This is a genomic window from Microcoleus sp. C2D2 (assembly GCF_036702495.1).
In the GTDB taxonomy this organism is placed as follows: Bacteria; Cyanobacteriota; Cyanobacteriia; order Cyanobacteriales; family Microcoleaceae; genus Microcoleus.
The window spans coordinates 1-12,335 of the sequence record NZ_JAUBTO010000027.1 but is presented as its reverse complement, the minus strand read 5'-3'; the positions used below and the strand labels follow the sequence as shown (position 1 = coordinate 12,335).

The window sequence follows — 12,335 nt, the reverse complement described above, 5'->3', positions numbered from 1 at the left end:
GACAGTCAATTTTTCTACAATTCTTGTGGAATGGGCAGGAGAACCCGTCTCTTTATTCAATTTAGATGCGTAGCAGCTTAGACTGTTAACTGTTGACTCGATGTTATAATATCGCGGCCAAAAATCCCATCCTAAACCTCGGATGCCCGCAATTGTCCGCAGGCGGCATCTGCTTCTAAGCCCCGAGAATACCGCACGCTAACTGCAATGTTCTTTTCCTTCAAAACCGAAACAAAACTGTTAATTCGATTGGGAGTCGGTCGCTGATAATCAGCTTCCTGAATCGGATTGTAAGGAATCAAATTGACGTGACACTGAAAACCGCGCAAGTGAGTTGCTAACTCGGCTGCGTGTTCAGGCAAGTCATTGACATTAGCTAAAAGCACGTATTCAAAACTCAATCTCCGCCCAGTCGATCGCACATATTCCCGACATTCTGCGATTAAGTCACCCAAAACATAAGGGCGGGCGCTAGGAATTAACTCTTCGCGCAATCTTTGATTGGAAGCGTGGAGGCTGACGGCGAGGGTAACTTGCAGTTGGTGTTCGGCTAGTTGGCTGATGCGATTGCGAATTCCTACTGTGGAAACGGTGATGTTTCGCTGTCCAATTCCTACGTCTTGATTCAAACACTTGACAGCAGCTACAACATTATCGAAATTCAGCAGGGGTTCGCCCATTCCCATAAATACAATGTGGCTGACTCTGCGGCCGAAATCTTGCTGTACTGTCAAGACTTGATCGACGATTTCGTGTTTTTCTAAATTGCGCTTGAAACCGCCTTTTCCGGTAGCGCAAAAGTCGCAGCCCATCGCGCAGCCAACTTGGGCTGAAACGCACACAGTCAGCCGTTTATCGGTGGGAATGCCTACTGTTTCAATGATTTGACCGTCTGCCAGTTTTAAGAGATACTTTACGGTGGCGTCTGGTGCGACCGATCGATAGTGAATGGTCGATCGCCCGATCGGAATTTTAGCAACAGTCTCGCGCCACTGTTTCGAGAATACAGAAATGTCAGAGATCGATCGGGCGCCTTTCTCATAAATCCACTGGTACAACTGCTTTCCGCGATAAGCCGGTTGTCCCTGCTGCTGCACCCACTCGGTTAACTCAGCTAAACTCGCCCCCAGCAAGGGCGGAATGTTACCCGACTCAACAGCCAAAGCAGCAGTCTTGCGAGACTGATTCGCACCCTTGGAATTACCAGAAGAGTACACCTGAGAAACGGAAGTAGGAGACATAGGTCATCAGAAAATTTAAAGCCATCCTCTATATTAAAACTTCTCGACCAAAGCTGCCGCCGATCGGTGACGAAATTGGCGAAAATAGACTTGGTAAATATTTTCTGGCACTTAACTTGATGAGGATGACAACTGCTTGCGTAGCTTTCCGCATGGCAGCTCTATATACGTATAAATTGCATAGGCTAATATAAAGCAAATCAGCAGACTCAGCGCTCCTTGCAAAGCCCCATAAATTTGAGGTAAATAAAGATTAACAGCGTGAATTACAGTATCGTGTACTAAATAAAGCGAGTATGAAAGCAGACCAATAAACCGCATCCAACTCCAATTAAGAATTTGAAATACTCCCCAATCTGGAAAACGGATAGCAGCAATAAAAATACCATGTAGTGCAAGACCTTGAATAGTGTAACGCAATGTATTTGCAAATTCAGGAGAACGATATATAAACGATAAAAGAAGTACAGTAATTCCTGCTGGTAGTAAGAAATACTTCCACAGTCTATCAGAGCCATAGGGAGGATCTAATACTGGGTTGCCATTGACCGCTAATGCACAGCCAAACAATATACTATCTATTCTCGTATCTGATAAATGAAAGATGCGACTTTCATTTGCTCCCATGCCAAACACTAGAACACATCTCCAAATTAGAAGAGCTAAGCAAATTCCCCAAAGAATTAACATTTGTCTTTGGGGGCTCACACGCATTTTGAGTAAACTTATGTAGAGAAAAGGGAAAAGACAGTAGAAGTGTTCCTCCACCGCCAGAGACCAATATACACCAGTACCAGGAGCTACTCCAGAGGTAGTAACAAAAGCTTCATAATAGTTATAATAATGTAGAACCTGGCTTAAAAAAGCTGGTAGTTGGATTTCCCCTGCAAGTACACCTATCAATGTCAAGATAGATCCTAGGAATAAGACCAGATAAAAGCCAGGCCAAATTCGCAGAATGCGTCGTAAATAAAAATGTTTGAAATTAATGACTTGGTTTTTTTCATATTCACGTCTCAGCAAAGTTGTGATCAAATATCCACTTAAAAAGAAAAACACTGTTACACCAAAGCCTCCAGGGACAATATGAGTAGCCCCTGCATGAGATAAAAAGACAATGAGAAAAGCAATCGTCCTCATTCCGTCCAAGGAAGGAATGTAAAATTTGGATGGTGTCATGATAATTATTTCCTTAGAAATTATTATTTTTTTATAAATGCATATTAACACCAATAGTTTTTGCATGTCCAGGCCCACTGACTCTTATATTCCTGGACGCATTTCAAGGTAATTCTGTGATTCTGAGTTTAGCCCTTCAGTCCGTCGTGCCACGTCAACAAGGTTGCAATAACAGAAATCCTGACAATAAGGTTAATTTTTGGCAAAATTCCCCAAAAATTGCGTATAAATGACCGCAGCCACCTAAAATAAACTCTGTAGTTTGTTCAAGGGTATGCAAATTTAACTGCTTTCCATGACAATTAATGCAACTTTTATGGTGCTAAATATTCTGGCGCTGCCCTTAGCGTTTCAATTTACATCCCCAGGCCCGATTATCTTTCAACTCGGCCCCCTAGCCATCCGCTGGTACGGGCTGTTGATAGCTTCTGCCGTCTTGATTGGGGTCAGTCTGTCCCAATACTTGGCCCAAAAACGCCGCGTCAACCCGGACTTGCTGGGCGATTTGGCAATTTGGCTGGTCCTGGGCGCTATTCCCTGCGCTCGAATTTATTACGTGGCTTTCGAGTGGCAGCAATACGCCCAGAGGCCAGAGGATATTATTGCGATTTGGAAAGGCGGAATTGCCATTCACGGGGCAATTTTGGGCGGGACGATCGCAGCTTTAATTTTTGCTAAAATTCAGCGAGTTTCTTTTTGGCAATTGGCAGATTTAATCGCGCCTTCGGCAATTCTCGGTCAGGCGATCGGACGCTGGGGAAATTTCTTTAACTCCGAAGCTTTTGGCAGTCCTACGGATTTGCCATGGAAACTCTATATTCCCCCAAACAGCCGCCCGCCCGCCTACGCTAATTTTGAATACTTCCACCCCACATTTCTCTACGAATCCCTGTGGAATTTGGCAGTATTTGGGTTGCTTCTGACTTTGTTTTTCCGCGATTTGCAGGGCAAAATTCGCTTGAAAACTGGTGCTTTGTTTTTGGTTTATATCGCAGCTTACAGTTCGGGTAGAGTCTGGATTGAAGGGTTGCGAACTGATAGTTTGATGTTCGGGCCGCTGCGGACGGCGCAAATGGTAAGCTTGACTGGGATTGTTTTAGGGTTGGGCGGGTTGGCTTGGCTTTATTTGGCCGATCGACCTTTACCAGATGTTATTTCCCCCAACGGCGATCGGGCAAAGAGCGCTCACAAATCCCCAGAGGATCAATAAAAAACCCCAGAGAGGTTAGTCTCTAGGGTTAAAACCAGGGTGCATCTACCATCCCTTACTTCCAACCAAAACAGGTGCATCCGGAAGCGCCAGTAAATTTAGAAAATTTTTTAGTAGCAATGAGTTTGACAGAGATTGAATCCCTAATTCCAGGAGTATACATTGTAGGTGCAGGTCCGGGAGACCCGGATTTGTTAACTGTTAAGGCCCAAAAATTATTGGCTTCTGCCGATGTCATATTATTTGCTGATTCGCTAGTCCCAGAGCAAATTTTGCAGGGGGTACGCGCGGATGCTGAAGTGATCCAAACTGCTGATAAGACCCTCGAAGAGATTGTACCTTTGATGGTGGAACGAGTGCAGGACGGAAAAAGCGTCGTCCGCCTCCATTCGGGCGATCCCTGTCTCTACGGGGCTGTGGGCGAACAAATGCAAGCTTTGGCTGACGCTGGAATTGGTTTTGAGGTAATCCCGGGAATTAGCGCTTTCCAACTTGCTGCTGCTAAACTTAAAATTGAGTTGACAGTTCCCGGAGTTGTGCAGACAATTATTTTGACGCGAATTAGCGGTCGAACCGAAGTACCAAAACGCGAAGAATTGGCGAGTTTAGCGGCTCATCAAGCGAGTTTGTGCCTGTATTTGAGCGCCCGCCATGTCGAACAAGCTCAAGCTAAATTGATGGAACACTACCCATCTGATTTGCCTGTAGCGATTTGTTATCGGTTGGGCTGGCCCGATGAAAAAATTGTGCTAGTTCCCCTTGACAAAATGGCAGTTGCTACCCGCGAAAATAATTTGCTCAGAACGACAATGTATGTGATTAGTCCGGCCTTGGGAAAAGAAGCAGAAGGGCGATCGCGCTTGTACCATCCAGAGCACGATCGGCTGTTCCGAAAAAAATCAAAAATGGCCAATAAGTAGTCGTTACAAATCAAGATTACATGGGGAGGGCGGCTTTTGCACTAATTTTCTCAGTTGTATAGGAGTGATTCTTAGCTAAAGAGACCCCTACAAAATACTATATTTTTTTCATTATCTACTTAGCTAATTATTCTGAATTCAGAATTAAATCGAAATCTGATAAAATTAATCTTGTAGGGGCGGGTTTAGCAAGCAATATCAGATAAACTGCCCAGAATCTCCGTACAAAACCCGCCTTCTTTTTCCTTCCTTCTTACTTTTTCCTTCTTCCCCATGAAAGATTTAACTCGCCGACAATTTATTACTGTCACCGCATTAAGCGCCGGATTTGCCTTAGCAGTTCATCCTATTGCGGCTGCCGTTATCAATACGGATGCTGCTGGTTTAATAGCAGGTGAGGTAAAAATTCCCGTAACAGACGGCTCAATTCCAGCCTACAGAGCAATGCCAGCCAGCGGCAGCAATTTTCCAGTAATTTTAGTAATTCAAGAAATCTTCGGAGTTCACGCACACATTCAAGATATTTGCCGCCGTTTGGCCAAATTAGGTTATTTAGCGATCGCCCCAGAAATGTTTGCCCGTCAAGGTGATGTTTCTAAAATCACGGACATTCAAGAAATTGTTAGTAAAGTTGTCTCGAAAGTTCCTGACGCTCAAGCTATGTCGGATTTAGATGCTACCGTAGATTGGGCACAAAAGTCAGCAAAAGGCAATATTAATAAGTTGGGAATTACAGGATTTTGCTGGGGTGGCAGAATGGTTTGGCTGTACTCTTCCCACAACCCGAAAGTCAAAGCAGGAGTGGCTTGGTACGGGCGTTTGGTTGGCGATTCTACGGCTTTAACTCCCAAACACCCGATCGACATTGCAGCAAATTTGAAAGTGCCTGTATTGGGGCTTTACGGCGGCAAAGACGAGTTAATTCCCAACGATACAGTCGAGAAAATGCGGGAAGTTCTCAAAACTGGCAGCAGCGGTTCCGAAATTGTGCTTTATCCAGATACGCCGCACGGTTTTAACGCCGACTATCGCGCCACTTACCGGGAAAAAGAAGCTGAGGATGCTTGGAAACAGTTGCAAGATTGGTTTAAGAAGCACGGAGTTGCACAATAGTTTTGAGATTTCTTCGTTCTTCGCAACCCTTGGTCTCTCGATGAGTTTTGAGTTCAGAACTTATGCAGAACCTAATTGTGCAGGGTGCGCAATGCGCACCTTAGCACTATAAGTAGTGCGTCAAATTACTTTTTGCCTAAGTCTTGGAGGCAGAGGTTCATAAACCCGGTTTCTTTGTAGATGTGTAGTCGCCCAACCAGGATTTTTTCGTATAAACCCGGTTTATGACGCAAGCGCGTCTTATGATAATTTCTGCCCCTGGCAAGTCTGCGAAAATCAAGCGATTTCTTGCTGGAATCTTTGACGGGATTTAGCTTTCATGCTGAATGCCACAACACCAACTACCAGCATCAAAACGACAATTGTTCTCCAGTGAAGCAAAAAATCCAGATTCGCTGCTATAAATACCCGGCTCGGGATAAAGAGCAGAAAAACTAAAGCAATACTGCTGAGCAAAGTATTGCGGTTATTGCTGCTATACAGCCACAGCGATGTCAGAAGCGGGAACAAACCTACATAATCGTAAGAGTGATTATATCCGAGAAACGTGAAGGATATACCCATCAGCACAGCCAAGACATCTTCTCGATTAATTCTATTGCGGAACGCCCACAGCAGAACAGGTAAAATTACTGCCATAATCTTGATAGCCGGTATCTTCAAGCCGAAAGAAGCGAAAAGACTTTCCATGCCCACTATATCTCTAGTCCCCGGTTGATTGAAAGGCAAAGAGCTATATTTGTCTTGAATTCCTTGATGCCACGCTGCCAGCATCGCAACGGGCCCGCCGTACAGCACCAATGGGTAAGCGCTCATAATTGTAGCCGTTGCGAAGGCTACAGCTAATATTTTCCAGTTCCGTTCTAGCAAAAACCAAATACCGAGCAATAAGCATAGTTGTGGCTTAAAACTGGCTATACCTAAACAGATTCCTGCCCATACAAATTTTTGCCGTTGGCTGAAGAACCAAGCAGCCATTGTGGCAGAAAAAGCCATCAAAGAAGTTTGGCCCAGCCACACAACGCGGGTAGTGAATGGGTTGCCGATAATCATCGCAGCCACGATCCAACCGCCCAGTTGATTTTCACTATTATTTTGATGTTGATTGACGGTACGAACAGTCATGAAAATAATAGCTGCGATTGACAGCAAGTTGAGTCCTAGCCAGATGAACTTGGCAACCGAGTAATCGAAAAGACCGACAAACATACACAGTGGTGCTGATTGGGGAGGATAAAAGAAACCGGCAGTTTTCAGACTGTCAATTTCCTTTATTCCTGCTACACTTTGAACGAGGAAATCGTGGTTGTAGGGATTTAAACCCCTCAGCCAAGCGCGTCCAGCAGCATAAAGGACAGCACCGTCAATATTCGGTTCACGCTCTCCTCTGCCAATGCCAAGTATTCCGAAAAGAATTAGAGATAGCGTACTGAGTGCTACCAGACCATAACAAAAGTTACGTTTCAACGATTCTTTCATCAGATTCTCTCCTAGTTTGTGCAAGTATAAGTGACAATTCAGCACTTGTATACGACTGATGCCTAATTTGTTTAGGGTTAACAGTTATATCTACTAGATAAAGGCTAAAATATTAACAGCTAAATTTTTGATAAACTATATACTTAGTTATGGTCAAATGCAGAAAATTTAACTGAAGTTAATAAAAAGATATATTGCTGGGAGCGGAATATTTGGGTTCAAAAACAGCAGTATTGGCAGTCTCAGCATTCGGGCCGGTGCGATCGCCCTTAAGACAGTTGGGTTTGTGGGCCCTCCAAAAGGTAAACTGATCGATGTAGAATTATCGATCGAACAGGTAAGCCCGTGCTAGACGAACAAGCTAAAAAGACCATCTTGCGGAAAATCCCTCACGGATTGTACATCTGCGGTGTCAAAGACGGGGAGGAAGTCAACGGTTTCACCGCTAGCTGGGTGATGCAATCTTCCTTCACCCCTCCCTTAGTTGTCAACTGCGTCAAGCAAGACTCCAAATCCCACGCCATGATCAAAGCTAGCGGTGTCTTTGCTCTGAGTTTCCTAGAAGCAGAACAGAAAGACTTAGCCCAGAAATTCTTCAAGCAGCAGCGCCGCGTTGGCAATAAATTTGAGGATGTAGAATTTTATCCCGGCGCGGAAACTGGTTGTCCGATTATCTCGGACTCTCTGGGTTACGTCGAGTGCAAAGTTGTCGGTGCTGTGGAACACGGGGATCACACGGTTTATGTGGGAGAAGTTGTGGCTGCAGGCGTCCACCGAGAAGGCAATCCGTTGCTGCTAGAAAACACCGGTTGGAATTACGGCGGCTAATGACTTAGCAGTTGGCAGTTGTCTGTAAAAAAAACTAACAGCGAGAAACCCGGTTTCTTTAACAGCCCGGGTTTCTGAACACTAAACAAATTTTTAGGTTAAATTAGACTGAAATGTTGCACCATTGTCAATAAGTTTTTTATGGGCGGGCTCTCCTGCCCGCCCCACAAGAAAATTCACTTTTCGTGAAACAGGCATCTTGCCTGTTCTTGAGAATGGTGCAATATTTCAGATTAAACTTACATCTTGCACCATTCTCGATAAGGTTTTTATGGGCGGGCTCTCCTGCCCACCCCACAAGAAAATTCACTCTTCGCTTCACAGGCATCTTGCCTGTTCATAAAAATGGTGCAATATCTCAGATTAAAACGACCTATTTATTAATTGCGAGAGTTAGGCGGCGCATAACTAATAAAAAATCAGCGACCATTCGGTCAGCGTTGTCTGGAGTTAAAATTGGTACGTGGACGAAAATACATTTAGCGGCTATTTGAGAATCGCAAATATGTTTTAAAACCGCATAATATAGGGCTTCGCAAACAAATTTTCCGGCTTCGTGACTGATTTCTGTTGCAGCTAAATCAGCGACTAACGGTTCGAGATTAACTGCTGTTTTCAGAATGTCGCTATCGCAGCAAGCGCAAGATTCTACGGTTAATTTTTGCCGACTTTCGGCCATGCCGCAGCAGATAATAGTGTTTGGTTGGATCTGGTTGATTTGGGCGATCGCTAAATTAGGTGCTAGCTGAAAATCTACTGGCAGTTTCCTCAAAAAAGTCAGGGAATCAGGCAAAGATTTGATTTGGGAAATTTTGGCTAATAAGTCGTCAGAAGAGTTGGATTTCTGATGGGGAAGCCAAGTATCAAATGAGGTTAGCAGGATTTTCGCAGTCATATTTGTGCAATAATACTGATATTGATAATATAAGGCAAGTAAGTCAATGTCTGTCATTGCAGTAGTGGACTATGGCATGGGAAATCTGCACTCGGTCTGTAAAGGCTTGGAAAATGTGGGTGGAGTGCCAAAAATTACAGATTCTCCTGCTATAATCGAGCAGGCTGATGCAGTGGTTTTGCCGGGGGTAGGTTCGTTTGACCCGGCAATGCAGAATTTACGATCGCGCAATTTGATAGAACCGATAAAAAGTGCGATCGCCTCGCGAAAACCTTTTTTAGGCATTTGTTTGGGTATGCAAATTCTGTTGGAAAGTTCCGAAGAAGGTGTAGAACCGGGATTGGGCGTTATTGCGGGAAAAGTGCGCCGATTTCGCTCGGAACCGGGTTTGACAATTCCGCACATGGGATGGAATCAATTGCAATTTACTCAGCGGGATTTGCCGCTGTGGGAAAATTTACCGTCCGATCCTTGGGTTTATTTCGTGCATTCTTATTATGTCGATCCAGTTGATTGGGAAGTGCGATCGGCAATTGTGACTCACGGTAGTCAAAACGTGACGGCGGCTATAGCTAAAGACAATCTGATGGCCGTGCAATTTCACCCGGAAAAGTCTTCGAGTACGGGATTGCAAATGCTGTCAAATTTTGTCAGTCAGGTGAGGGCAAAAGTAGCCGCTTAGGGGATTTGTGCAAAACCCGGTTTGTGGTATAAACCGGGTGTTTATAGTTTTAAATGATACCAGTTTTAATAAAAAATGCAACTGTAATATCAATTCCGGTTACACCGGAATGATGGTCCGTTGGGAGTCGGGAGTCGGGAGTCGGGGAATGTGGGATTATTGACCTTGACTTTATCATTCCGATGCAACCGGAAACGATGTAAGTCTGCACCAAATTCATATTTAGTCAGTCATCCCCAATCTAAAATCTAAAATCTAAAATCTAAAATTGTATGAGCCTGAGAATCAGTGGCAGTCGCCAAATCAAAACTCTGCCGGGACTCGCAACTCGCCCTACACCTTCGCGAGTCAGAGAAGCTTTATTTAATATTTGGCAAGGGACGATCGCAGATTGCAGATGGCTTGACATTTGTACCGGCAGCGGTTCGATGGGTGCAGAAGCTTTGTGTCGTCAAGCCGCGAGTGTCACTGGCATCGAACAGTCGGCGAAAGCTTGTGCGATTATCCGCGAAAACTGGGAGCAAATAGCAGACTCGTCCCAAACATTCCAAATACTGCGGGGAAACGCGACGGCGAAATTGGCGACACTAGCGGGGCAGCAGTTCGATCGCGTTTACTTCGATCCGCCCTACGCCAGCGACTTGTACGAACCTGTGTTAAACACGATCGCCAGCCAAGAAATGCTAGCACCAAACGGCGAAATGGCCGTCGAACACAGCCCGGAGCGATCGATAGAACCGATTTCCGGCCTAGAAATTTGCCGCCATAAAATATACGGCAATACAGCATTAACCTTCTACACACGCAGTGGCTGACCGAAAGTACCCAGGAGACAAGCCCCCGGATTCATTCCGAAAGCAGACTCAGGACCCAGAAATAAAAAACGTGTATCCGATGAAACTTGCCCCCGAATTTATCCGTGGGGTCAAGGCTTCAATTCTTTAATCTAAAATCTAAAATCTAAAATCGATTGACAGACTCAAACAGCCTCCGCCTCACTTCTTTCCGAAGAAAGAAACCGGGTTTCCTGGCGTTAGCGCGCCCGCGACTAAAAGTTTTTCCCTTGGGTACAATACAAATTTTTCCGATGAAGTTAAGCTTTGTGCGTAGGTTGTCAGAGCAAGTTGCCTCAGCAATCGACGAAATAAATGGAGTTTACGCTGATAATAAAGACTTTCAGTTGTAACATGAACCCAAAGTGTGAGTGTGAATATTCCTAAAGGAGTGAATATGGTTCAGACACCTTCGCGCCATCGTGGCAGCGAGTTTCAAGCTGCTAACTCGGTACAGCCAGCCAAACGCGAGACGATTCTGCAGGGAAATAGCCTCTCCCTGCCAAATACAAAACTCTTCGGCACAGACGGCATTCGCGGGAAAGTTGGAGAATTGCTGAATGCACCCCTAGCCCTGCAAGTTGGCTTCTGGGCTGGACAAGTTCTACGCCAAAATACCCCTAACCAGGGGCCTGTGATTTTGGGGCAAGACAGCAGGAATTCCAGCGATATGCTGGCAATGGCACTGTCAGCGGGTTTGACAGCCGCCGGTTTGGAAGTGTGGAATTTGGGCTTGTGTCCCACTCCCTGCGTTGCTTATCTGGCAAGCGTTTCGGATTCTGTCGGCGGAGTGATGATTTCGGCCAGCCACAATCCCCCAGAAGACAACGGCATTAAGTTTTTCGGATCGAACGGCTCGAAGCTGTCGCAGCAGTTGCAGGAACAAATCGAAGCGGGAATCCGGGGGGCAAAGGTTCCAATTGCTAGCTTGGGTTGGGGACACCACTACCATCGGTCTGAGTTGGTTAAAGATTATGCCACTTCGCTCTGTGATTCGCTGCAAGAGATGAATTTGGAGGGAATGCGGATAGTTTTGGATTTGGCTTGGGGGGCGGCCGCGGGTTTGGCGCCGGCGGTGTTCGCGCAAATGGGGGCGGATGTGATCTGTTTGCACGACTCTCCTGATGGATCTCGCATTAATGTTAACTGCGGTTCTACTCATCTCGACATTTTGCAAGCGGCGGTTTTGGAACACAATGCCGATTTGGGATTTGCTTTTGACGGCGATGCCGATCGAGTTTTGGGTGTTGACAACCAAGGTCGAGCGATTGACGGCGATTACATTCTTTATCTGTGGGGCCGGCAGTTGCGCGACTCCGAACAGTTACCGTCCAATTTAATTATTTCTACTGTAATGGCTAACCTCGGCTTCGAGCGAGCTTGGGAAGAATTGGGGGGCAAACTAACTAGAACGAACGTGGGAGATCAGTACGTTCACGCTGAAATGCAGCGTACCGGTGCGATGTTGGGCGGCGAACAATCGGGACACATTCTTTGTCCGCATTACGGTGTCAGTGGCGACGGTTTGCTGACAGCTTTGCATTTGGCTTCGCTGGTACGCCAGTCCGGGCAATCTTTGGCACACTTGGTAAGTGGTAGTTTCCAAACTTATCCGCAGTTGCTGCGAAATATTCGGGTGGACGATCGCGAAAAACGCCTGAAATGGCACGAGTGCGAGCCAATGCAAAAGGCGATCGAACGTGCTACAACTGCAATGGGAGAACAGGGACGGGTTTTGGTTCGCGCTTCTGGCACTGAACCGCTAATGCGAGTTATGGTAGAAGCTGCTAGTGCCGAATTGGCTAATTTCTGGACTGAAAATTTAGTTTTAGCCGTTCACCAACACATAGCTATCTGATGGAAATGGGGAATTAATCTGAAGGAAGAAGGAAGAAGGAAGAAGGAAGAAGGAAGAAGGAAGAAGGAAGAAGGAAGAAGGAAGAAGGAAGAAGGAA

At 45.6% G+C, this 12,335-nt stretch carries 11 protein-coding genes; 7 read left to right on the top strand and 4 right to left on the bottom strand.

The window, feature by feature from the left end:
• Positions 1 to 131: 131 nt before the first annotated feature.
• Both rlmN and QUB61_RS11535 read right to left on the bottom strand, forming a co-directional pair.
• Positions 132 to 1,241, bottom strand: coding sequence for a 23S rRNA (adenine(2503)-C(2))-methyltransferase RlmN (rlmN, locus tag QUB61_RS11540; RefSeq protein ID WP_333133818.1), 1,110 nt, complete (start codon positions 1,239 to 1,241; stop codon positions 132 to 134).
• Positions 1,242 to 1,352: 111 nt separating this feature from the next.
• Positions 1,353 to 2,420 carry an acyltransferase gene (locus QUB61_RS11535; protein ID WP_333133819.1) on the bottom strand — a complete coding sequence of 356 codons (1,068 nt, stop codon included), beginning with the start codon at positions 2,418 to 2,420 and terminating at the stop codon, positions 1,353 to 1,355.
• A gap of 316 nt (positions 2,421 to 2,736) precedes the next feature.
• Between QUB61_RS11535 and lgt the strand changes: the two genes are divergently transcribed.
• From lgt to QUB61_RS11520, 3 genes are all read left to right on the top strand, one after another.
• Complete coding sequence (gene lgt, locus QUB61_RS11530; protein WP_333133827.1) at positions 2,737 to 3,630, top strand: prolipoprotein diacylglyceryl transferase; 894 nt, start codon at positions 2,737 to 2,739, stop codon at positions 3,628 to 3,630.
• 119 nt (positions 3,631 to 3,749) lie between these two features.
• Positions 3,750 to 4,550 carry a precorrin-4 C(11)-methyltransferase gene (gene cobM, locus QUB61_RS11525; protein WP_333133820.1) on the top strand — a complete coding sequence of 267 codons (801 nt, stop codon included), beginning with the start codon at positions 3,750 to 3,752 and terminating at the stop codon, positions 4,548 to 4,550.
• 273 nt (positions 4,551 to 4,823) lie between these two features.
• On the top strand, positions 4,824 to 5,663 hold the full coding sequence (locus QUB61_RS11520) for a dienelactone hydrolase family protein (protein ID WP_333133821.1): 840 nt from the start codon (positions 4,824 to 4,826) through the stop codon (positions 5,661 to 5,663).
• Positions 5,664 to 5,939: 276 nt separating this feature from the next.
• On the opposite strand, the gene QUB61_RS11515 is transcribed toward QUB61_RS11520, so the two are convergent.
• Complete coding sequence (locus QUB61_RS11515; protein ID WP_333133822.1) at positions 5,940 to 7,142, bottom strand: glycosyltransferase family 87 protein; 1,203 nt, start codon at positions 7,140 to 7,142, stop codon at positions 5,940 to 5,942.
• Between the two features lie 345 nt (positions 7,143 to 7,487).
• Between QUB61_RS11515 and QUB61_RS11510 the strand changes: the two genes are divergently transcribed.
• Positions 7,488 to 7,970 (top strand): flavin reductase family protein, encoded by a 483-nt coding sequence (locus QUB61_RS11510; RefSeq protein ID WP_333133823.1) that lies wholly within the window; start codon positions 7,488 to 7,490, stop codon positions 7,968 to 7,970.
• Positions 7,971 to 8,343: 373 nt separating this feature from the next.
• On the opposite strand, the gene QUB61_RS11505 is transcribed toward QUB61_RS11510, so the two are convergent.
• Positions 8,344 to 8,865 carry a pyroglutamyl-peptidase I family protein gene (locus tag QUB61_RS11505; protein WP_333133824.1) on the bottom strand — a complete coding sequence of 174 codons (522 nt, stop codon included), beginning with the start codon at positions 8,863 to 8,865 and terminating at the stop codon, positions 8,344 to 8,346.
• A 46-nt stretch (positions 8,866 to 8,911) separates the two neighbouring features.
• Here QUB61_RS11505 and hisH point away from each other — a divergent pair, with 46 nt between their 5' ends.
• The 3 genes from hisH (at position 8,912) to glmM (ending at position 12,238) form a co-directional block, all read left to right on the top strand.
• On the top strand, positions 8,912 to 9,547 hold the full coding sequence (gene hisH / locus QUB61_RS11500; RefSeq protein ID WP_333133825.1) for an imidazole glycerol phosphate synthase subunit HisH: 636 nt from the start codon (positions 8,912 to 8,914) through the stop codon (positions 9,545 to 9,547).
• 272 nt (positions 9,548 to 9,819) lie between these two features.
• Positions 9,820 to 10,362, top strand: coding sequence for a 16S rRNA (guanine(966)-N(2))-methyltransferase RsmD (gene rsmD / locus QUB61_RS11495; RefSeq protein ID WP_333133826.1), 543 nt, complete (start codon positions 9,820 to 9,822; stop codon positions 10,360 to 10,362).
• Between the two features lie 415 nt (positions 10,363 to 10,777).
• Positions 10,778 to 12,238 (top strand): phosphoglucosamine mutase, encoded by a 1,461-nt coding sequence (gene glmM / locus QUB61_RS11490; protein ID WP_333133828.1) that lies wholly within the window; start codon positions 10,778 to 10,780, stop codon positions 12,236 to 12,238.
• Positions 12,239 to 12,335 lie beyond the last annotated feature (97 nt).